General features: G+C 71.9%; 16 protein-coding genes. 9 read left to right on the top strand and 7 right to left on the bottom strand.

Annotated elements, in window-relative coordinates; genetic code table 11:
* The first annotated feature begins 194 nt into the window (after positions 1-194).
* Positions 195-1,016, top strand: a complete 822-nt coding sequence (locus tag V8J39_RS02055) for a Hint domain-containing protein (protein ID WP_336459203.1) — start codon at positions 195-197, stop codon at positions 1,014-1,016.
* 145 nt (positions 1,017-1,161) lie between these two features.
* Here the strand turns inward: V8J39_RS02055 and V8J39_RS02060 are convergent, their stop codons facing one another.
* From V8J39_RS02060 to V8J39_RS02075, 4 genes are all read right to left on the bottom strand, one after another.
* Complete coding sequence (locus tag V8J39_RS02060; protein ID WP_336459204.1) at positions 1,162-1,782, bottom strand: thiamine phosphate synthase; 621 nt, start codon at positions 1,780-1,782, stop codon at positions 1,162-1,164.
* Between the two features lie 162 nt (positions 1,783-1,944).
* A complete protein-coding gene (locus tag V8J39_RS02065) occupies positions 1,945-3,594 on the bottom strand; it encodes a hypothetical protein (protein WP_336459205.1) in 1,650 nt (549 codons plus the stop codon).
* 350 nt (positions 3,595-3,944) lie between these two features.
* Positions 3,945-5,051: a TRAP transporter substrate-binding protein gene (locus tag V8J39_RS02070; protein WP_336459206.1), complete on the bottom strand. Its 1,107-nt coding sequence runs from the start codon at positions 5,049-5,051 to the stop codon at positions 3,945-3,947.
* Positions 5,052-5,329: 278 nt separating this feature from the next.
* Positions 5,330-6,322 (bottom strand): helix-turn-helix domain-containing protein, encoded by a 993-nt coding sequence (locus V8J39_RS02075; RefSeq protein WP_336459207.1) that lies wholly within the window; start codon positions 6,320-6,322, stop codon positions 5,330-5,332.
* A gap of 220 nt (positions 6,323-6,542) precedes the next feature.
* Between V8J39_RS02075 and V8J39_RS02080 the strand changes: the two genes are divergently transcribed.
* Complete coding sequence (locus V8J39_RS02080) at positions 6,543-8,156, top strand: GMC family oxidoreductase (protein ID WP_336459208.1); 1,614 nt, start codon at positions 6,543-6,545, stop codon at positions 8,154-8,156.
* Between the two features lie 87 nt (positions 8,157-8,243).
* On the opposite strand, the gene rocF is transcribed toward V8J39_RS02080, so the two are convergent.
* Together rocF and V8J39_RS02090 are read right to left on the bottom strand one after the other, a co-directional pair.
* Positions 8,244-9,173 (bottom strand): arginase, encoded by a 930-nt coding sequence (gene rocF / locus V8J39_RS02085; protein WP_336459209.1) that lies wholly within the window; start codon positions 9,171-9,173, stop codon positions 8,244-8,246.
* Positions 9,174-9,381: 208 nt separating this feature from the next.
* A complete protein-coding gene (locus tag V8J39_RS02090; protein ID WP_336459210.1) occupies positions 9,382-9,951 on the bottom strand; it encodes a YcbK family protein in 570 nt (189 codons plus the stop codon).
* A 509-nt stretch (positions 9,952-10,460) separates the two neighbouring features.
* On the opposite strand from V8J39_RS02090, the gene V8J39_RS02095 reads away from it, so the two are divergent.
* The 4 genes from V8J39_RS02095 to V8J39_RS02110 are packed head-to-tail and all read left to right on the top strand — an operon-like array spanning position 10,461 to position 14,673.
* Entirely contained in the window at positions 10,461-12,008 is a 1,548-nt protein-coding gene (locus V8J39_RS02095; protein WP_442902559.1) for a L,D-transpeptidase family protein, read from the top strand.
* 53 nt (positions 12,009-12,061) lie between these two features.
* Positions 12,062-13,165: a UDP-3-O-(3-hydroxymyristoyl)glucosamine N-acyltransferase gene (gene lpxD / locus V8J39_RS02100; RefSeq protein WP_336459212.1), complete on the top strand. Its 1,104-nt coding sequence runs from the start codon at positions 12,062-12,064 to the stop codon at positions 13,163-13,165.
* A gap of 37 nt (positions 13,166-13,202) precedes the next feature.
* Entirely contained in the window at positions 13,203-13,463 is a 261-nt protein-coding gene (locus tag V8J39_RS02105) for a phosphopantetheine-binding protein (RefSeq protein WP_336459213.1), read from the top strand.
* A 1-nt stretch (position 13,464) separates the two neighbouring features.
* Positions 13,465-14,673: a beta-ketoacyl-[acyl-carrier-protein] synthase family protein gene (locus V8J39_RS02110; RefSeq protein ID WP_336459214.1), complete on the top strand. Its 1,209-nt coding sequence runs from the start codon at positions 13,465-13,467 to the stop codon at positions 14,671-14,673.
* A gap of 124 nt (positions 14,674-14,797) precedes the next feature.
* Here V8J39_RS02110 and V8J39_RS02115 read toward each other — a convergent pair whose 3' ends face one another.
* Positions 14,798-15,439, bottom strand: coding sequence for an invasion associated locus B family protein (locus V8J39_RS02115; protein ID WP_336459215.1), 642 nt, complete (start codon positions 15,437-15,439; stop codon positions 14,798-14,800).
* A 619-nt stretch (positions 15,440-16,058) separates the two neighbouring features.
* On the opposite strand from V8J39_RS02115, the gene V8J39_RS02120 reads away from it, so the two are divergent.
* The 3 genes from V8J39_RS02120 to uvrA all read left to right on the top strand — a co-directional run bounded on the left by V8J39_RS02120 (position 16,059) and on the right by uvrA (position 22,081).
* A complete protein-coding gene (locus tag V8J39_RS02120) occupies positions 16,059-17,612 on the top strand; it encodes a helicase HerA-like domain-containing protein (RefSeq protein ID WP_336459216.1) in 1,554 nt (517 codons plus the stop codon).
* A 254-nt stretch (positions 17,613-17,866) separates the two neighbouring features.
* Positions 17,867-18,277 (top strand): hypothetical protein, encoded by a 411-nt coding sequence (locus tag V8J39_RS02125; RefSeq protein ID WP_336459217.1) that lies wholly within the window; start codon positions 17,867-17,869, stop codon positions 18,275-18,277.
* Between the two features lie 933 nt (positions 18,278-19,210).
* Complete coding sequence (gene uvrA / locus V8J39_RS02130; RefSeq protein WP_336459218.1) at positions 19,211-22,081, top strand: excinuclease ABC subunit UvrA; 2,871 nt, start codon at positions 19,211-19,213, stop codon at positions 22,079-22,081.
* Positions 22,082-22,237 lie beyond the last annotated feature (156 nt).

Genomic DNA, 22,237 nt, shown 5'->3' on the forward strand with positions numbered 1-22,237 from the left:
GCCCCCGGGTCATGCCTGCGGGTGACGGGCTTTGGGGCCCGTGGCGGGAACACCGGCGGAACTTGGCCGGTATTGTGGTGCAACAGTCTGGAAACAGACTGTTTTCCTTGGCAGATGGGCAGTTCGGGTCCAGTCTTTGGGCCAGACGATCCCCGTGCCAGACCCCGCGACTCCCCCCCGAAGGATCTTGCATCATGACCCTGAAATACCTGGCCGGCCACTGGTGGGACGGCGATCTGTGCTGGGACGGCCTTGGCTGGTCGCGCCGCACCCGGTTCCATGACGGCGGCCCGCAACGCCCCGCGCCCGCCCGGGCGGCCCCCCCGCGCGAGGCCGCAGCCCACAGTGCGGATCACGGCGGGGACCACGGGTCTGACCGGGCCGGGACCTGCACGCTCTTTTACGGCGCGCGGCGGCCCGACTGCCCGGTGCCCTGCTTCACCCCCGGCACGCTGGTCACCACCGTGCGCGGCACGATGCCGATCGAGGCCCTGCGCCCCGGCGACCGCGTCGTCACCCGCGACAACGGCCCGCAGCCGGTGGTCTGGATCGGCGAGAACTTCATCGCGCCCGACCGGCTGGCGACGACGCCGGGCCTCGCGCCGATCCGCATCGGTGCCGGCAGCCTCGGCGGCGGCCTGCCCGAGACCGACGTCGTCGTCAGCCCGCGCCACCGGATGCTGTGCGGCGGCGACCGGGCGCTCGACCTCTTCGGCGATACCGAGGTGCTGGTCGCGGCGCGCGATCTCGCCGGGCTGCCCGGCGTCGCCACCGACACGGTCGCCGCGGTCACCTACCTGCACCTGCTGTTCGAACAGCATCAGGTGGTGATGGCCGACGGCGTCTGGTCCGAAAGCTTCCAGCCCGGCGACTGGATGGCCGAGGGCATGGATTCGGCGCAACGCACCGAAATCCTGTCGATCTTCCCGGAACTGGCCGACCGTCCCGCCGCCGACGTCTACCCCGCCGCCCGCCGCGGCCTGTGCCCCGACGAGGCGCGGATGCTGGTCGACTGACGGTTTGAGCCGGGAGGCAATCGACCGGGGGCCGGTCGATCGGGAAGCCAGTCGATCAGGAAACCGGTCGACCGGGGCGCTTGCCGGGCCAGAGGCGGAGGCGTCCCGCGGCAAGGCCGGGGGCGCGCGCCCGCCGCGGCGGGGCTCAGCCGAGCGCGGCCTCGAGCGCCTTCAGCGTCGCCACCGGGTCCTCGGCGCTCCAGATCTCCTCGCCGATGCCGACGAAATCGGTGATCGGCGCCAGTGCGGCCAGCGTCGCCGCGTCAAGCGCGCCCTCGGCCACCACCGGCACCTCGATCATCTCGGACCACCAGGCGAACAGCTCCGCCTCGGCCCGGGTGCCCGACCCCAGCGCGGTGGCGCCGGCCGGGCCGAAGGCGACGTAATCCGCGCCCAGCTCGCCCGCCGTCATCCCGTCGTGACGCGACACGCCGCAGAAGGCGCCGACGATCGCATCCTCGCCCAGCTCCTTGCGCGCGGCCCGCACCGAACGCGCGCCATCGGGCAGGTGCACGCCGTCAAGGCCCAGCCGCTCCACGAATTTCACATGGGTGTCGATGACGATCGGCACGTCGCGGTCATGCGCCACCAGCCGGCAGGCATCGGCGGCGCGCAGCAGCCGGTCCTCGTCGCGCGTGGCAAGCGCGAGGCGCAGGCAGGCGATCTCGACCGCGTCGAGCACGCGGGCCAGCTGATCGGGGAAGCTGTCGATCTCGAAGGCGGGCGGGGTGATCAGGTAGATCTGCGGGCGGTCTTCGGCGGCCATGGTCAGTGACGGTCCCGTGGTTTGGATCGCGGCTTCCTAACGCAGATCCGCGGGCTTGACCACAGTCTGCGGTCGCGCTCGCCGATGCAGCCCGGCCGGTCCCCGGTCAACCGCACCCGGCCCGTGCACCCGGCCACGCGCCGTGCCCGGGCGTCGCCCGGTTCAGCGCGCGGGCTGCGACAGCACCCGCAGCGCGGCGCGCACCACCTCGCCCAGCGTGAGGTCCTGCGTGCGGTGGCGCTGCGCGGCGGCGCGGGCGGCCTCGGCCCGGGCGATGCGGCGCTGGCGCACCTTCTCGGGATCGGGGCGCGTCGGCGGCCCCGCAAGGGCCACGGCCGGCAGCGCCAGCTGCGACGCGGCGCCCTCGACCGGCTGCAACAGCGCGATCTTGCGCGCCGAGCCCAGCGCGGCCAGCTCGGCCAGCGTGAGGTCGGCGGGCAGCACCTCGGCCCGGCCGGCGACCCGGGGCGCAAAGCCCAGCGCATCGCTGCTCTCGCCCAGCCGGAAGCCCGCGTCGTCGCGCGGCGGGGTCCCGGCCCGCGGGAACACCTGCGCCACGACTTCTTGCTGGCCGAACGCCTCCTCCCCATCCGCCGCGGGGGCGAGCGCGAGCGCCTCCGCGCCGGCTTCGGCGTCGATGGTATCGGCGCTGTCGGCCTCGGGTCCGGCCTCGGCGATCATGCCACCCGGCGGCACGGCCAGCCCGGCCGGGGCGGGGGCGCTGCCCTGCTGGATCTCGCTGGTGGCGGACATGATCAGGTTGACGGCGGCAAAGCTGCCGACGGCGGCGCCGATCATCGCCGCGATGCCGATCGCCACCACCGCGGCAGTGTCGCGGCGCCTGCGGGCGGTCGCGGGCTGCGCGCCCGGCTTCACCTCTGCCCCGGGCGCGGCGACGACGGGCGCGTGGTCCAGCGCGCCCGACAGCAGCAGCGGCTCGGGCGGCGCGGCGCGCGGGGCGGGGACAGTATCGCGAACCGCGTCACCGACCGCGGCGGGGGCATCCTCGATCAGCGTCAGCCCCGGCCGGGACCCGCGCGTCACCACGGCGCCACCGGTCGGCGCGGCGGCGGGCGTCAGCGGGGGCGTGGCCTCGGCAAGGACGGTGGCGGTGCGGCCCGGCGGCCGGCCAATCCAGCCGGCGCCGGCCTCTGCCATCCCGTCGGGCCGCGGCGAGGCGTGCCGGCGGGAAAAGCCGTAGGCGGGCGCTGCCGGTGCCGCGCCCGGCCGGCGGCCCGGGGCCGCGTCCTCGCGGGCCTCCGCTTGCGGCCGGGGCGCGATCCGCAGCGGCACCGGGCGCGCGCCGCGCTCGGGCAGCGTGAGGCGGGCGTAGGGACGCGGCGGCAGGCCCTCGGCAGCCTGCCCGGACGGGGTGACGGATGGGATGTCGCACGGGGTGTCGAGGGGCGCGAGCGGGCGCGCGGGCGGCGCGGGCTCGATCGTCGCCTCGACCATCCGCTGCGCGGGGCCAAGCGCCACGCCGGGCGGCGCGATGCCGAACAGCCTGCCGTCGCGATAGGTGGCGGTCAGCGACAGCGTCGCCCGCTTGGTGCGGAACATCGGTGGGCTCGGCGCAGGGGTCGGCGGCGCGGCCGGTGCCGCCTGCGGCCAGCCCGGGACGGGGCCAAGGCGGGGGCCGGGCGCGGGCCGCTCGGGAGCCGGGACGGGGGCCGGGGGGGCGGCCTGCTGCAACTGGCCACGCGCGGCGATCGCGGCCTGCCGCTGCAGCCGCGCCGCGGCGAGCCGCTGGTCCCAGTCGCCGCCCTCGATGAGCTCGGCAATCGAGGGGGCAGTGTCGTGCCGGTCCTTCATCCCATGCTCCTGCTGAAAAGGCAGTGGCCGATACTCAAATACCATCAAAAGTTGTTCTACCATACGTAGCATTGGTCGCCGCAGGGCGACAATGGCGCTGTGCCGCAGCGACGGTCCATCGGGGCTAGATGCTGCAGATTTCCGCTGTTTCAAGCGCGAAAAACCGCCGGCCCGGGGGGCCGGCTGCCGTCGGGGCAGCGTTGCACCCCCGGATCGGACCCCGGTTTCTGCCCGGGCGAATCCCCCGCGGCGCCGCACCGCCGCAGCCGGAAGCACACGCCACGGATGCAAAGACCCCCGGCGCGGGCGGCGCCGGGGGTCCTGTCCTGCTGCGGTCCGGCCGGATCGGCTCAGAGCTTGCCGGCGTTCTGCTGCACCATCATGAACGTGTCATAGTTGTATTCGGCGATCTGCGCCCAGGTGTAGTTCTCGGAGCGGAAGGCCTTGATCGAGTCCCAGATCTTCTTGAAGTTGGCGTTCGAGGCTTCCATCTCGGCATAGACCTCGTTGGCCGCGTCGAAGCAGGCCGACAGGATCTCGGGCGAGAACGGGCGCAGCTGGGTGCCCTGGCCGACCAGCGACTTGATCGCCGTCGGGTTCTTGTAGTCGTATTTCGACAGCATGTCGTGGTCGACGGCCTGCGCGGCGGTCTTCAGCAGCGCCTGATAGGCCTTCGGCAGTTCCTCGACCTTCGACTTGTTGAAGAAGAAGTGGACCGTCGGGCCACCTTCCCACCAGCCGGGATAGTAGTAGTAGGGCGCGACCTTGAAGAAGCCGAGCTTCTCGTCGTCATAGGGGCCGACCCACTCGGCGCCATCGATGGTGCCCTTTTCCAGCGACGGGTAGATGTCGCCGCCGGCGATCTGCTGCGGCACGACGCCGAGCTTCTCCATCACCTTGCCCGCGAAGCCGCCGACGCGGAACTTCAGGCCCTTCAGATCCTCGACGGTGTTGATCTCCTTGCGGAACCAGCCGCCCATCTGCACGCCGGTGTTCCCGCCCGGCAGGCCGTAGAGGCCCTGGGTCGCGAGGAACTCGTTGTAGATGTCGATGCCGCCGCCGTGGTAGTCCCACGCCGCCTTGCCGCGCGCCGAGAGCGAGAACGGAACCGCCGCGCCCAGCGCATAGGTCGGGTCCTTGCCCCAGAAGTAGTAGGCGACGGTGTGGCAGGCCTCGACCGTGCCCTGGCTCACCGCGTCGGCGGCCTGCAGGCCCGGCACGATCTCGCCCGCGGCGAAGACCTGGATCTGGAAGTTGCCGTCGGTCGCCTCGCTGAGGTATTTCGACAGGACTTCGGCGCCGCCATAGATCGTGTCGAGCGACTTCGGGAACGACGAGGTCAGGCGCCAGGTCACCTTCGGCATCGACTGCGCGATCGCGGGCGCGGCGAGGACCGAGGCGGCGGCCGCACCGGCGCCACCGATCGAGGCCTTCGTCAGGAATGAACGACGATCCATAAGGGCTTCTCCTCCCAGAGATAAGTAGACGTTCGCCCAGTGCCTTGCGGCCTCCCCCCGGGCGACTGGATCGTTGATGGCATGGGCGCCAAGCCTCTGTCCAGCAAAGACGTGCCGCGATGCGGCCACCACGGCGGGTGACGCAGGGCCATCCCGTCCGCGACCCGGCGCGGTCGCATTCAAAGGCGGCAAATGCGAAGGCCTTGGGCGGCGGCCGCGTGGCTGTGCCCGGAAAATGGGCGCGCCGGCCCGGGGCGGCGCCGGCTGCCGGGCCGGCCTCAGGACCGGCGGGCAAGCCCGTGAGTCGTCTGACTTATTGCGCGCCGCCGCAGGTCCGACGGGCTTTGGTCATAGCGGCCGCGGAACGCCCGCGCCAGCGTGCCCGCCGACGAGAAGCCGGTGGCCCGCGCGATGTCGGCCACCGCCATGCGGGTGTCGGTCAGCAGCTCGCGCGCGGCCTCCAGCCGCAGGTTCAGCGCAAAGCCCCCGGGCCCGGTGCCGAACTCGGCCCGGAACAGCCCCTCGAGCCGGCGCGGCGACAGGTTCAGGTCGCGCGCGATCTCGGCGGCGGAGGGCGGGTCGGCGATCGAGGCGCGCATCCGCGCGATCGCCGCCGCCACCCGCGGATCGGCGGCCTCGGGGCGCGGCGCCTCGGTCTCGGGCGGCTCGGCCTCGGGCGCGGGGGCGGCCGGGCCAAGCCCCAGCGCCCGCGCGGTCTCGGCCGCGGCCTCGGCGCCGATGCGCGCCTCGATCAGCGCGAGCGCCAGCTGTGCGGCCGCCCCGGGCGAGGCGGCGCTGAGCCGGTCGCCGTCCAGCCGGACCGCGCCGTCGGCGAATCGCAGCCGCGCCGGGATCGCGAAGGGGGCCGGCAGGCCGTCGTCGTCGAGCGGACAGGCGATGGTGCGTCCCTCCAGCAGCCCGGCCTGCGCCAGCAGCGCAAGCCCGCCACCCACCGCCCCGACGATCGCGAACCGCGCCGAGGCGCGGGCGATGGCCCGGGCCGACTCGCGCGCCTCGGCCCCGGGCGGGGCCAGGACGATCAGGCAGTCGCCGCCCGCCTCGCGCAGCGCGCCAAGACCGCCCAGCTCGCTGCCGTCGGCAAGCGTCACCGCCCGCCCGGTCGCCGAGACCGGGCGCAGCGCGAAGGCGTCGTGTCGCGACAGCGGGTCGACCAACCCCGCGAAGGCCAGAGATCGCGTTCCCGGAAGCACGAGGATCGTGACGGCCAGCGGGGCCTGCGCGGGAGTGAGGAGAGGGTGAAGCGCGGGCATGGTCAAAGGGGTAGCCCCGCGCGCGGCGCTCTTCAACCCGCGGCAGAGCGCCCGCGGCCGCAACCGGCCGGTCGCCGCCGGTGGCCCCGCCGGCGGCTGGTCCGTTTGCGGCATCCGCGCGTCGGAAACAGAGGGGCGCCGGTGGCCCCGGCAGTGCTGCTCTGGCCGGGGCTAGGGGGCGGGCCGCCGCGGGCGCCGGCCCCGGGCGCGAGGGGATGCGATGGACGTCGACTATGTGATCGTGGGCGCGGGCTCGGCCGGCTCGGTGCTGGCAGAGCGGCTGAGCGCGGGCGGCCGCGCGCGGGTGCTGGTGCTGGAGGCGGGCGGCACGGACCGCAGGCTTTTCGTAACGATGCCATTGGGTTACGGAAAGCTTTTCTATGACCCGAAGGTCAATTGGTGCTTTGCCGCCGAACCCGACCCAGGCCTGGCCTGCCAGTCCGACCACTGGCCGCGGGGCCGCATCCTCGGGGGCTCGTCCTCGATCAACGCCATGGTCTGGATCCGCGGCCATGCCTCGGATTACGACGACTGGCAGGCGGTGGCCGGTCCCGACTGGGGCCCCGCGGCCGCGCTCGCGGCCTATCGCGCGATCGAGGACAACGAGGCGGGCGCCGATGACTACCGCGGCCGGGGCGGGCCGCTTCACATCTCCGCGAACCGCCGGAATCTGCACCCTTTGACTCAGGCTTACCTCGAGGCCTGCGCCACGGCGGGACTCGCGCCCACCCCCGACTTCAACGGCGCCCGGCAGGAGGGCGCGGGGGTGTACCAGCTGACGGTGAAGTCGGGCCGGCGGATGTCGACGGCGCGCGCCTTCCTGCGCCCGGCGATGGCGCGCGACGGCGTGCGGGTGCTGACCGGGGCCCAGGTCACGCGGGTGCTGTTCGAGGGGCGCCGCGCCGTCGGCGTCGAATACCGCCGCCACGGCCGCACCGAGACGGTGCGCGCGGGGCGCGAGGTGATCCTGTCGGCGGGCGCGGTGCAGTCGCCGCAGCTTCTGATGCTGTCGGGGCTCGGCCCGGCGGCCGAGCTGCGCGCGCTCGGCCTGCCGGTGATCGCCGACCTGCCGGCGGTGGGGCGCAACCTCAACGACCACCAGGGGCTGAACTACACCTGGCGGATGAAGGTGCCGACCCTGAACGAGGTGCTGCGCCCCTGGTGGGGCAAGGCGCTGGCCGGGGCGCGCTGGCTGCTGACCGGCTCGGGCCCGCTCGCGGCCTCGATCAACCAGGGCGGCGGCTTCTTCCGCACCGACCCGGCGATGACGCGGCCGAACATGCAGCTTTACATGCAGGCGTTCTCGACGCTGCTGCCCCGCGCGGGCGAGCGGCCGGTGCTGACGCCCGATCCGTTCCCGGGCCTGTCGCTGGGGCTGTCGAACTGCCGCCCGACCTCGCGCGGAACGATCACGCTGCGCTCGGCCGACCCGTTCGCGGCCCCGCGCATCACCGTCAACGCCTATTCCACCCCCGAGGACGTCGCCGAGATGCTGGCCGCGGTGAAGATGCTGCGCACCATCGCCGCCCAGCCCGCGCTCGCCGCCCTGATCGATGCCGAGCTGCGCCCCGGCCCCGAGGTGACCGAAGACGCGGCGCTGATCGAGGATTTCCGCGCCCGCTCGGGCACGGTCTACCACGCCAGCTGCACCGCCCGGATCGGCACCGACCCCGCGACCTCGGTCCTCGACAACCGCCTGCGCGTCCATGGCATCGGGGGGCTCAGGGTCTGCGACGCCTCCGCCTTCCCGACCCTGATCGGCGGCAACACCAACGCGCCCTCGATCCTGACGGGTTGGATCGGGGCCGCCCTGATCGCGGCGGACCACGCCTGACGAAGCGGCGCCCCGTGTCGACTTTGCACAAATATCCCGGGGCCCGGGGCAGAGCCCCGGTCCGCCCCGACCGGCCGCGCGCCGCCCTCAGACAAACCCGCGGGTCGGCCGGTCGAAGACCTTGCGCCCCAGCAGGCTCGCCACCAGCTCGACCATCAGCACCGCCGTGCGGCCGCGTTCGTCGAGGAACGGGTTCAGCTCCACGAGATCGAGCGAGGTGACGAGCCCCGATTCGTGCAGCAGTTCCATCACCAGATGCGCCTCGCGGAAGGTGGCCCCGCCCGGCACCGTCGTGCCCACCGCCGGCGCCACCGACGGGTCGAGGAAATCGACATCGAGCGAGACGTGCAGCATCCCGTCCGCGGCCTGGACCGCGTCGAGAAACTCGCGCAGCGGCGCCACGATGCCGAATTCGTCCAGCACCCGCATGTCGTTGATGTCGATCTCGGTCTTCTGCAGCGCCGCATGTTCGGCCGGGTCGACCGAGCGGATGCCGTACAGGCTGATGCGCTCGGTCGGGATCGGGGCGGGGAACGGCGGGAAGGCCTCGAACCCCTCGCGCCCCGAGATGTAGGCGACCGGCGTGCCGTGCAGGTTGCCCGAGGTCGTGGTCAGCGGCGTGTGGAAATCGGAATGTGCGTCAAGCCACAGCAGGAACAGCGGCCGGCCGACGGCATGGGCATGGGCCGCGACCCCGGCGACCGAGCCCAGCGACAGCGAGTGGTCGCCGCCCATGAAGATCGGGAAGCCGCCCTCGGCCAGCGCGGCCTGGCCCATCGCGGCCAGCGCCTCGGTCCAGCCGACGGTCTCGGCCAGCGAATGCACGGCCGGGTTCGGGCTCGTGACCTCGCGCAGCGCGGGCAGGGTGGCGTCGCCGCGGTCGGTGCAGCCGTGGCCAAGCTCGCGGATCGTGCGCGCAAGGCCCGCGGTGCGATAGGCGGCCGGGCCCATCAGGCAGCCGGGGCGCTTCTGGCCGCTGTCGACCGGCGCGCCGATCAGGTGGCAGTTCAGGGGCATCGGGCCCTCCCGTTCGCTTCGGTGTCGCCGCGACGATAGGGCGCGCGCCGGGGCTCGGAAAGCCGCGCCCTCGCGGCAGGCCGGGGCCGGGCGCGAAGGCCGGCCGCCGCGGCGGCCCGGGGCGCGCTGCGCGGGGTCTTGCCGACACGCGAAAAAGGCGCCGGGGACAACGGCGCCTCTTCGAGGGAAGGTGATCGGTCGTGAGGTCTCAGCTGCCCCAGGTGCGCACCGGGCCGCAGTCCATGTGCACAAAATTCGAGCGGGTGTACTTGCCGACGCCGCCGCCGGTGCAGGCCATCGCGGCCTTGTACATCTGGTTGACCGAACGCGACGACAGCCGCAGGTCGGCCGCCTGGCCCTTCATGTGCAGCGAGTGCTTGGCGACCCCGCGCGAGCGCGAGCGCAGCATCGCGTTCGTCTCGGGCGAGCGGTAGCCCGACAGCATCATGTAGGGTTCCGACGTGTCCATCAGCCGGTGCGCGGCCGCGGCGACATCAAGGTTGCGGGCGTCGTAGTTGATCACCTTGTCATTGCGCCAGTCGCGCATGAAGTGATTGATTTCGCCCAGTGCTTCCGGGATGTACTCGCCGTCGATCCAGTAGATCGTGTCGATGCTCTCGCCGGTGCGGCCCGAGTACATCCGCACCCGTCGGACGTCGCCCGCACCGCGCAGGAAGCCGAAGGCGTTGGAGTAGGTCGGAGCCGCGACCGCCGCGGTCGCCGCGAATACCCCGAGGAGCCCGCGGCGCGAGATCCCGTTCGAGTTGAAAAGTGTCATGCTTAGCGCCTGTCCCGTCGCCCAGGGTCGCGTTCGGCGCGACCTCTGCTGAAGTTGTCCCCAAGTGCCCGGTTTTTATGCCATGGCTTCGCTTGTGTGCCAACTGTGGAAAACTCTTCGTTCACGATGACACGAGCGGATCGGCAGGATTTTGCGCATCGCGTGCCGCGACTGCTCAATTCCCGGGCAACGTGGCCGCCCCGCCACAGTCGCGTGACCCCCGAAGATGTGCAATTTACACTTCCCGAGAGAACCGGGAAACTCGGGTTTATTCCATACTTCCGTGGGGCGAGGGACGCATGTCGGAGCGAATGACGAACCGTGCAACTGTGGCATCCGGGTTCCGTCGGCGCTCTGCCGCACTGCGGCATCTGGTGGGCTCCGCGGCGCTGGCCGGCCTTGTTTCCCTCGCTCCGGCGAAGGCGAGCGAGCTTTGGATCCCGCCGCTGACCGTCGCCGGCGACGAGACCGCCGCGGTGTCGGCGCAGGCCGCGGGACCCGAGTCGCTGATGACCGTGGCGATGACGCCGTCGCGCCCGGCGACGCCCTTCGCCCGCAGCCTTGCCGACGCCGCCTCGGGCGCGGGGGACGAGGCGATCGCGGCCTATTACGCCGAAAGCGACTGGCAGCCGCTGTTCACCGCGCCCGATGCCGCGCCGCGCCGGGTGGCGCTGATGCGCGCGCTCGACGGGGCCGGGGCGCACGGGCTGCCGGTGGCGCGCTATGACACCGACGGGCTGCGCGCGCGGCTCGGCACCGTGCGCACCGAGGGCGACCGCGCCCGCGCCGAGGTCGCGATGGCGCGCGCCTATCTCGCCTATGCCTCGGACGTCGGCTCGGGCGCGCTGAACCCGGCACGGGTCGATCCGCAGATCGTGCGCGCCGTGCCGCACCGCGACCGGCTGGAGCTGCTGCGCGCCTTCGCCCGGGCCGAGCCCGCGGCCTTCCTGCGCGCGCTGCCGCCGCAGGTGCCGGAATACGCGCAGATGATGAAGGCCAAGCTCGATCTCGAGCAGGCGATCGCGCGCGGCGGCTGGGGCGCCGCGGTGCCCGAGGGCGCGCTGCGCCGGGGCGACCGCGGCCCGGCCGTGGTCGCGCTGCGCGACCGGCTGATCGCCGAGGGCTATCTGGCCCGGACCGCGACTGCGGTCTTCGATGACGCGATGCTGCGCGCGGTGCAGGATTTCCAGATCGACATGGGGCTCGAGCCCGACGGCGTCGCCGGCGCCGGCACCATCGCCCAGATCAACGCCCGCCCCGAGGCGCGGCTGCATGCCGTGGTCGCGGGGCTCGAGCGGCTGCGCTGGATGAACGGGGTCACGCTTGGCCGGCGCCATATCTGGGTGAACCTGCCCGACTTCACCGCCCGGATCTACGACGACGGCCGGCTGACCTTCGAGACGGTCGCGGTGATCGGCATGGATCAGGCCGACCGGCGCACGCCCGAATTCTCGGACGAGATGGAATACATGGTCGTGAACCCGAGCTGGCACGTGCCGCGCTCGATCACGGTCAAGGAATACCTGCCGATGATGCAGCGCAACCCGAACGCGGCGAGCCATCTCGAACTGGTGGATTCCCGCGGCCGCGTGGTGCCGCGCGGGGCGGTGAACTTCGCCGCCTACACCCCGCGCAGCTTCCCCTACGCGATGCGCCAGCCGCCCTCGGACGGCAATGCGCTGGGGCTGGTGAAGTTCATGTTCCCCAACAAGTGGAACATCTATCTGCATGACACGCCGTCGAAATCGCTGTTCCTCAAGGAGGTCCGCGCCTTCTCGCACGGCTGCATCCGCCTGCAGCAGCCCTTCGACTTCGCCTACCAGCTGCTGGCCAAGCAGTCCGACGATCCCGAAAGCCTGTTCCAGCGCGTGCTCGCCTCGGGGCAGGAGCAGTCGATCACGCTGAAGGAGCCGGTGCCGGTGCATCTGGTCTATTACACCGCCTGGCCGACGCCGCGCGGGCGGATGGAGTACCGCAACGACATCTACGGCCGCGACGCCGAGATTTTCCGCGAGCTGACGGAGGCCGGTCTGGTCCTCGCCTCGGCCAGCGATTAAGTCCTCGGCCGGGCGGGGGCGACCCCGCCGCGCAAGACCGGAGGGCCCGAGCCATGACCGAACCGCATTCCGTCACCATCGCCGACATCGCCGCCGCGCTTGGCGCGCGGGCCGAGGGCGACACCTCGATCCGCGTCACGTCGGCCTCGGAACCCGGGGCGGCGCGGGCCGATCAGGTGGCGCTGGCGATGGACCCGAAATATGCGCCGGGCCTTGCGGCGGGCGCGGCGCGGGCCGCGGTGCTGTGGGACGGCGCGGACTGGCAGGGGCTGGGGCTGGAGGCCGCGGTCTTCGTCACCCGGCCGCGGCTGGCGATGGCGGGGCTGACCCGCGCCTTCGATCCCGGCCCGGCGATCGCGCCCGGCATCCACCCGATGGCCGTCATCGACCCCACGGCCGAGATCGGCGACGGCGCCGCGATCGGCCCCTTCGTGGTCATCGGCCCCGGCGCGCGGATCGGCGCGCGGGCGCGGATCGCGGCGCAGGTCTCGGTGGCCGAGGGCGCGCGGATCGGCGATGACGCGCTGATCCTGCAGGGGGCGAAGATCGGCGCCCGGGTGGTGATCGGCGCGCGCTTCATCTGCCAGCCCGGCGCGGTGATCGGCGGCGACGGCTTTTCCTTCGTCACCCCCGAGAAATCCGGCGTCGAGGAGATCCGCGAGACGCTGGGCCAGCGCGCGGGCTTCGCCCAGCAGCACTGGACCCGGATCCATTCGCTGGGCACGGTCGAGATCGCCGACGATGTCGAGATCGGCGCCAATGCCACGATCGACCGCGGCACGGTCAAGGCGACGCGGATCGGCCGCGGCAGCAAGCTCGACAACCTCGTGCATGTCGGCCACAACGTCGAGATCGGCGAGGATTGCCTGCTGTGCGGGCAGGTCGGCATCGCCGGCTCGTCGCGGATCGGCGACCGGGTGGTGCTGGCGGGCCAGTGCGGCGTGTCCGACAACATCTTCGTCGGCGACGACGTGATCGCGGGCGGGGCGACCAAGATCTTCACCAACGCGCCGGCGGGCCGGGTGCTGCTGGGCTATCCGGCGATCAAGATGGAAAGCCACGTCGAGGCCTGGAAGAACATCCGCCGCCTGTCGCGGCTGTTCGCGCAGGTGGCAGAGCTTAAAGAAGCTGTTACAAGGCTGGGCCAGAAGGACTGACCGGCCGCAGGGCCGCGTGGAAAGCCCGGAGAAGACCATGGACGTCCATAGCCGCATCATCGCCATCCTCGCCGAGCAGGCGGTTCTGGACCCGTCCGAGGTGACGCCCGAGGCCACGCTGGACAGCCTTGGCATCGACAGCCTGGGCCTGGTGGAGTCGATCTTCGCGATCGAGGAGGCCTTCGACATCTCGGTGCCGTTCAACGCCAACGACCCCACCGCCTCGGAGTTCGACATCTCGTCGGTGGCGGCGATTGCCGCCGCGGTCGAGGGGCTGATCGCCGAGCAGCACGGCTGAGATGGCCCGCGTCGTCATTACCGGGGCCGGCACGATCAACGCGCTGGGCCATGATGTCGCCTCGACCTTCGAGGGCTTCCGCGAGGGGCGCTGCGGCATCGGCCCGCTGGCCTTCCGCGATGTCGACCGCCTGTCGATCCGCATCGGCGGGCAGGTCACCGGCTACGACCCCGAGGCCCGCTTCAACCGCCAGCAGATCGCGCTTTACGACCGCTTCACCCAGTTCGCGCTGATCGCTGCGCGCCAGGCGATCGAGCAGTCGGGCCTCTCGTTCTCGGGCAACCTCGGGTATGAGACCGGGGTGGTGCTGGGCACCGCCGCCGGCGGCATGAACACCTGGGACGACAATTACCGGCTGGTCTACGAAGAGGGCAAGAACCGCGTCCATCCCTTCGTCGTGCCGAAGCTGATGAACAATGCCGCCGCCAGCCACGTCTCGATGGAATGGAACCTGCGCGGGCCCGCCTTCACCGTCTCGACCGCCTGCGCCTCGTCGAACCACGCGATGGGGCAGGCGTTCAACATGGTGCGCTCGGGGATGGCGAAGGTGATGATCACCGGCGGCTCCGAGGCGATGCTGACCTTCGGCGGCATCAAGGCCTGGGAAGGGCTGCGGGTGATGTCCAAGGACGCCTGCCGCCCGTTCAGCGCCAACCGCAACGGCATGGTCCAGGGCGAGGGCGCGGGCGTCTTCGTCTTCGAGGAGTTCGAGCATGCCCGCGCCCGCGGCGCCGCGATCCTGGCCGAGGTGATCGGCTTCGCGATGTCCTCGGATGCCTCGGACATCGTCATGCCCAGCCAGCAGGGCGCCGAGCGCGCGATCATCGGCGCGCTGCGCGACGCGCGCATCGACCCCTCGGCGGTCGGCTACATCAATGCCCACGGCACCGGCACGGCCGCGAACGACAAGACCGAATGCGCGGCGGTGGCCCATGCCTTCGGCACCCATGCCGACCGGCTGATGATCTCGTCGACGAAATCCGCGCATGGCCATTGCATCGGCGGCACCGGCGCGGTCGAGCTGCTGGCCTGCCTCATGGCGCTGACCGAGGGCGTGATCGCGCCGACGATCGGCTACGAGGAGGCGGACCCGGAATGCGCGCTGGACGTCGTGCCGAACGAGGCGCGCGCGGCGCGGGTCGAGGTGGCGATGTCGAACGCCTTCGCCTTCGGCGGGCTGAACGCGGTGATCGCGCTGCGCCGCGTCTGACTGCGCCGCGTCTGACCGGCCCGGCGGCGCGCCCGACCTTCCGACAGGCATCCGTCCCGGGGTCCCGGCACGAAAAGGGGCGGCCCCGCGAAGGGCCGCCCCGATCGGCCGCGGTGCGGGGCGATCAGTTGCGCGGCTTCAGCACCGAATCCTTGTTGGCCTCGTTCACCGCGTCGAGACCGGCGGTGAAGCCCTTGAGCGAGATGTTCAGCGCGACGCGCTCGTTCGGGGCGGCCAGCGGCGCGATCGCCAGCTTGGCGCTGTTGCCCTTCTTCATCGCGTCGATCTCGGCCTGGGTGAAGCCGACGCGGGCGACGCAGCCCTGCGGCGCGCAGAAGGTGAACGGGTAGCGCTTGGCCTCGCCGTTGTCGATCTGGAAGGTCACCTGCTCGGTCAGCAGGGTTTCCAGCGGGGTCATGATCGTGGCGCCGGCCACGGCCTGCTGGCCCGGCGGCAGGCCGAACAGGCTGAACTCGGCGACCGAGTTGCCCTGGCCGTCCTTGAGCAGCTGGAACAGCTGGCAGGGATCGGTGCCGTCCTCGGTGTGCACGCAGCGCTGCTGCCAGTCGCCATGGGTCGCGGCGATGTAGGTGCTGCCCGGGGCATCCTCGGCCGGTGCGTCGGCGGCGGGGGCGTCCGCGGCCGCCGCGGGCGCGTCGGTCGCGGGGGCTGCGGCGGTCTGCGCGATGGCGGCGAAGGGCAGCGCCAGGCCGAGCCCGAGGGCCGCAACCGTCGCCGCAAGCCGCGCGCGGGTGATGTCGCTCATCTTGTTCCGTCTCCTCAGACACGAGTCTGACGCGCGGTCTAGCATGGGCACCGGGAGGTGTCAGGCGCAAAACCCAAACTTTTCCGTGCGTCTGGTCCGTCCCTCTGGTCCCTGCGCCTGATCCGTTCGCCCGACCGGCCGCCATGCCGCGGGCTGGGTGGGAGGGCGGGTCGGGTCTGAAGGTGGGTGTCCCCGAGGGCGGTGCCGCAATGCAAAAGGGCCCCGGCAAGGGGCCCCTTCACGCGATCAGTTCTCCCCGTCGGACTGGCCGACTTAGTCATTGATCAGAACGTTACGGTTTCGTGACCCCTGCGTCAACAGCGCCGCGTGGCCCGGGCAGGGCTGCCCGGTGCCGCGGCGCGCAAATGCGCAGGGGCGCTGAAAAAAGCCGCATCCGGCAAACCCGGACGCGGCCAGTTGACAGGGAGGAAGAGACCGGAGGACGCACAGGCCGCGCATCCCCCGCAGCCCGAGACTGGCATGCAGGCCTTAACAAGGTATTGTGGCACCGTTGGAAACGGCGCCGGCGGGGCGCGCGGCGGCGGCAAGGGCCGGCGCGGGCGGCGCCCGGGGTGGCAGCGCGATGGGGGCGGGGGCGATGACGGAAGCCGGATCGGGAATGATCGACGAGACCACGATCTTCGTGGGCGGCGGCGGCGCGGGCCATGCCGAGGCGCAGCGGATGCTGCTGAAATACGGCAACCGCCACGGGCTGGTGGCCGGCGCCACCGGCACCGGCAAGACGGTGACGCTGCAGACGCTGGCCGAGGGCTTCTCGGCCGCCGGCGTGCCGGTGATCCTGGCCGACGTGAAGGGCGATCTCGCCGGGCTGGCGATGCCCGGCTCGGACGCCGCCAAGCTGCACGCCCCCTTCGCCGAGCGCGCGGCCACCATCGGCTACGCGCTGTCCTACGGCGCCTTCCCGGTCGCGTTCTGGGATCTCTGGGGCGAGCAGGGCCACCCGGTGCGCACCACCGTGGCCGAGATGGGGCCGCTGCTGCTGTCGCGGCTGATGGACCTGACCGAGGCGCAGGAGGGCGTGCTGAACATCGCCTTCCGCATCGCCGACGAAGAGGGGCTGGCGCTGCTGGACCTCAAGGACCTGCAGGCGATGCTCGCCCATGTCGGGCAGAACGCCAAGGAGATCGGGCTGCGCTACGGCAATGTCTCGGCCGCCTCGGTCGGCGCGATCCAGCGCCAGCTGCTGGTGCTGGAGGGCGAGGGCGGGGCGCGGCTGTTCGGCGAGCCGGCGCTGGCGCTCGGGGACATGCTGCGCCGCGCGCCGGACGGGCGCGGGCAGGTCAACATCCTGGCCGCCGACCGGCTGATGGCGGCGCCGCGGCTTTACGCGACCTTCCTGCTGTGGCTGCTGTCGGAGCTGTTCGAGGAGCTGCCCGAGGTCGGCGACCCGGACCGCCCGACGCTGGTGTTCTTCTTCGACGAGGCGCACCTGCTGTTCGACGATGCCCCGAAGGCGCTGGTCGACAAGGTCGAGCAGGTGGCCCGGCTGATCCGGTCGAAGGGCGTCGGCATCTACTTCGTCACCCAGAACCCCGAGGACGTGCCCGACGACATCCTGGGCCAGCTTGGCAACCGGGTGCAGCACGCGCTGCGCGCCTTCACCGCCAAGGACCAGAAGGCGCTGGCGCGCGCGGCGCAGAACTACCGCGCCAACCCCGCCTTCGACACCGAGACCGCGATCCGCGAGGTCGGCACCGGCGAGGCCGTGACCTCGTTCCTGCAGGCCAAGGGCGTGCCGGGCATGGCCGAGCGCACGCTGATCCGCCCCCCGGCCAGCCGGCTGGGCCCGATCAGCCCGGACGAACGCGCGGGCGTGATCGCCGCGACCGGGCTGCAGGCGAAATACGCCACCGCCGTCGACCGCGATTCGGCCTTCGAGATCCTGCGCGACCGGGCCGAGCGCGCGGCCCGCGCCGCGGCCGAGGCCGAGGAGGCCGAGGAGCGCAAGGCCGAAGACGAGCGCGAATTCGCCCGCGCCCGGCGCTACGAGGGCAAGGCGGTCGGCCGGTCCTCGGCCAAGCGGGCGCCGCGCGCGAGCCGCTCGGACAGCATCGTCGAGACCTTCGGCAAGAGCCTCGCGCGCCAGCTCGGCAGCCAGGCCGGGCGGACGCTGGTGCGCGGCATCCTCGGCGGGTTGTTCAAGTCGCGCTGACGGCGCACGCGGGCCTCCCGCGCCGCCGGCCGTGCCCACTGACGGGCCACGCGTCCGCCCCGCGCTGGCGGGCAGGTGCGCATCTTGCGCTGACAGGGGCACGCGCCTCGCGTTGCCGCGCGCCGCGCTGGTCCCCGGCGGTGGGGCCTCCGCCGCCCCCCCCGGCGGCTCGGCGGAATTTCGCGGCTCACGGAACCGTTAACGCGCCGGGGCGTTGACCGGGCATTCCAGCCACCGTCCTACGGGAGCCGACGATGTCCCTGCTGCGCCCGGCCGCCTTCGCGGCCCTTCTCCTCGTGCCTGCCAGCCTGCTGGCCGGTCCCGCCGCCGCCTCGAGCGATTGCCGCAGCGGCAGCTCCGAGAACCTGTTCCGCGACCATTGCAGCCTGAGCATCGTCTCGATCGCCAAGGAGGACGCCCGCCCGGCCCGCAGCCTCGGCGCCAAGCGCATCGTTGTCGAACGCCATCAGCCCGCCTTCCAGATCGGCGACGATTTCCCGGTCTACAAGCACAACATCCTCATGGACCCGCCCCGCTACGGCCTGCCGCCGGTCAACGGCAACTGGCGCTATTACCATGTCGAGGGCGACACCTACCGCGTCGATGCCGGCAACCAGAAGGTGCTCGAGATCGTCGATACCTCGGCCAGCCACCTGCTGCGCTGAGACAGAGCCGACAGCACGGACCCGACACCACTGACTGACGGGCGCGGGGGAGCCACCCTCGCGCGCGTCCTGCGTCGAGCGCCAACCGCGTCGGTCAGCCCGGCCTTTGCGCAAGGGAGCGACCATGGACGCAGTGCGGTCGGGTCGACCCGGGTCCGCGAGCCGCCGTGCCGCTCCTGCCCGATGCCCCGGTCCGACCACTCGGCCCCGCGCGGCGCCTCGCCTTGATCAGGCGCGCCGTCCCGACCCGCCGCCGCCAGCTCCCCGGGTCCTGTCACCTCGTCCCCGGCCCGCACCTGCGGACAGCCATGGCTGAACCGCCCGCCGCCCGCATAGCCGCGATCCCGGCCGCCGTCACCGCGGGGCCCCCACGGTGTGCGCCCGGCGGGTTACCGCCAGCGCCATCCCCAGTCAGCGCGATCACGTCCACGTCTGTCAGTGCCGGATCGATCCCGTGCGCCCGCGGCCGGCAGGGCGGTACCGACGCCGATGATCCGGCCGCCGCCGAGCCGCAGCCCGGCCAGCCCCTCGGCCGGCACCGGGAGGGTCCCGCCGCCCTGCATCGCGATCCCCTCGGCCCCGGTCGGCGGCACGCGCCGCCACGGGCAAGGGCAAGGCTCACCGTCGTGCGGATGATCGACACCGCCGGGCTGCCGGTCACCGCGGACTTGCCGGGCCCGGACCCGCGCGCCGTCGGTGCCGCCCGGCCTGCCGATCTGTGCCCGGCCGCGCAGTCCCCGCGGAATGACGGGTTTTGCGCGGCGCCTTCGGCCCCGTCCCGGGCACCGGGGGCGCGGCAGGGCCCGGATTGCGGCCCCTGATCAGCGTGTTCACTATTTGTTTGCGGTTCGGGGTTGGAGACTCGTCGAACCTGTCCTAGATCTGCGCAGACCCCGCCGCTCTCCCCCGCGGCGGGCAGCCCGGGGGTGTCGGATGGCCGAGCAGAAGTTCATCGAGGTGCGCGGCGCGCGCGAGCACAACCTCAAGGGCGTCGATGTCGACATTCCCCGCGACCAGCTCGTGGTGATCACCGGGCTGTCGGGGTCGGGCAAGTCCTCGCTCGCCTTCGACACGATCTATGCCGAGGGGCAGCGGCGCTATGTCGAAAGCCTTTCGGCCTATGCGCGCCAGTTCCTCGACATGATGGGCAAGCCCGATGTCGACCACATCTCGGGCCTCTCGCCCGCGATCTCGATCGAGCAGAAGACGACCTCGAAGAACCCGCGCTCGACGGTGGGGACCGTCACCGAGATCTACGACTACATGCGTCTGCTGTGGGCCCGCGCCGGCACGCCGTTCAGCCCCGCCACCGGCCTGCCGATCGAGGCGCAGCAGGTGCAGGACATGGTCGACCGGACCATGGCGCTGCCCGAGGGCACGCGCGCCTACCTGCTCGCGCCGATCGTGCGCGACCGCAAGGGCGAGTACCGCAAGGAGATCGCCGAACTGCGCAAGCAGGGCTACCAGCGCCTGAAGGTCGACGGCGCCTTCCACGAGATCGACGATGTCCCGGCGCTGGACAAGAAGTTCCGCCACGACATCGACGTGGTGGTCGACCGCATCGTCGTGCGCGAGGGGATGGAGACGCGGCTCGCCGACAGCTTCCGCACCGCGCTCGACCTTGCCGAAGGCATCGCGCTTCTGGAACTCGCGCCGCCCGCCGACGCGCCCGAGGGCTGGGAGCCCGAGCGCATCACCTTCTCCGAGAAATTCGCCTGCCCGGTCTCGGGTTTCACGATCCCCGAGATCGAGCCGCGGCTGTTCTCGTTCAACGCGCCCTTCGGGGCCTGCCCGTCCTGCGACGGGCTGGGGATGGAGCTGTTCTTCGACGAGCGTCTGGTGGTGCCGGACGTGTCGCTGAAGCTGCCCGAGGCGGTCGCGCCCTGGGGCAAGTCGAAAAGCCCGTTCCAGACCCAGACCATCGACGCGCTGTCCAAGCACTACAAGTTCGACCGCAAGGCCAAGTGGAAGGACCTCGCGCCCGAGGTGCAGGACCTGATCCTGCACGGCTCGAAGGGCGAGGAGATCAAGTTCCGCTTCGACGAGGGCGGCCGCGTCTACGAGGTGTCGCGCAGCTTCGAGGGCATCATGCCGAACCTCGAACGCCGCTACCGCGAGACCGACAGCGCCTGGTCGCGCGAGGAGATGGAGCGCTACCAGAACAACCGGCCCTGCCGCGCCTGTTCCGGCTATCGGCTGAAGCCCGAGGCGCTGGCGGTGAAGATCGGCGGGCTGCACGTGGGGCAGGTGGTCGAGATGTCGATCCGCGAGGCCCATGACTGGGTCGGCACCGTGCCCGAAAGCTTGAGCCACCAGAAGAACGAGATCGCCCGCGCGATCCTGAAGGAGATCCGCGAACGGCTCGGGTTCCTCGTGAACGTCGGGCTCGACTACCTGACGCTGTCGCGCGCGGCGGGAACCCTGTCGGGCGGCGAAAGCCAGCGGATCCGGCTGGCCTCGCAGATCGGCTCGGGGCTGACCGGGGTGCTCTACGTGCTCGACGAACCCTCGATCGGGCTGCACCAGCGCGACAACGACCGGCTGCTGACCACGCTGAAGAACCTGCGCGACCAGGGCAACACCGTGCTGGTGGTCGAACATGACGAGGATGCGATCCGCCACGCCGACTACGTCTTCGACATCGGCCCCGGCGCCGGCGTGCACGGCGGCCGCGTGATCGCGCACGGCACCCCCGCCGAGGTCGAGGCCGATCCCGCCTCGCTCACCGGCCAGTACCTTGCCGGCACGCGCGAGATCGCGGTGCCCAAGACCCGGCGCAAGGGCAACGGCAAGACGCTGGTGGTCGAGGGCGCCTGCGGCAACAACCTCAAGGACGTGACCGCGACCTTCCCGCTGGGCAAGTTCGTCTGCGTGACCGGCGTGTCGGGCGGCGGCAAGTCGACGCTGACGATCGAGACGCTCTACAAGACCGCCGCGATGCGCCTGAACGGCGCGCGCGAGACGCCCGCGCCCTGCGACACGATCAAGGGGTTCGAGCATCTCGACAAGGTCATCGACATCGACCAGCGCCCGATCGGCCGCACGCCGCGGTCCAACCCCGCGACCTATACCGGCGCCTTCGGCCCGATCCGCGACTGGTTCGCGGGCCTGCCCGAGGCGCAGGCGCGCGGCTACAAGCCGGGGCGGTTCTCGTTCAACGTCAAGGGCGGCCGCTGCGAGGCCTGTCAGGGCGACGGCGTGATCAAGATCGAGATGCACTTCCTGCCCGACGTCTACGTCGAATGCGAGACCTGCAAGGGCAAGCGCTACAACCGCGAGACGCTGGAAATCAAGTTCAAGAACAAGAGCATCTCGGACGTTCTCGACATGACGGTCGAGGATGCGCAGGACTTCTTCGCCGCCGTCCCCTCGATCCGCGAGAAGATGGACGCGCTGGTGCATGTGGGGCTGGGCTACATCAAGGTCGGCCAGCAGGCGACGACGCTCTCGGGGGGCGAGGCGCAGCGGGTGAAGCTGTCCAAGGAGCTGTCGCGCCGGGCGACGGGGCGCACGCTCTACATCCTCGACGAGCCGACGACGGGCCTGCATTTCGAGGATGTGCGCAAGCTTCTCGAGGTGCTGCACGAGCTGGTCGAGCAGGGCAACACCGTGGTGGTGATCGAGCACAACCTCGACGTGATCAAGACCGCCGACTGGATCATCGACATCGGCCCCGAGGGCGGTGACGGCGGCGGCGAGATCGTCGCGGCCGGCACGCCGGAAAAGGTGGCCGAGGCCGAACGCAGCCACACCGGGCGCTATCTCAAGCCGATGCTGCAACCGCGCAAGCTGGCGGCGGAATAGCCCGGACCGGGAACGGCGAAGGGCCCCGGAGACGATCCGGGGCCCTTCGCATCCGTCGACCGGCGCCTTACGGCTTGGCGCCCCTGTCCCTGACGTCCGGTGTTCCGGCCCCGGCCCTCGGCGCCGCAGCACGCGGGGTCCGATCCCCGCATGACC

This window comes from Frigidibacter sp. MR17.24, from assembly GCF_037095655.1.
Classification (GTDB): Bacteria; Pseudomonadota; Alphaproteobacteria; order Rhodobacterales; family Rhodobacteraceae; genus Frigidibacter.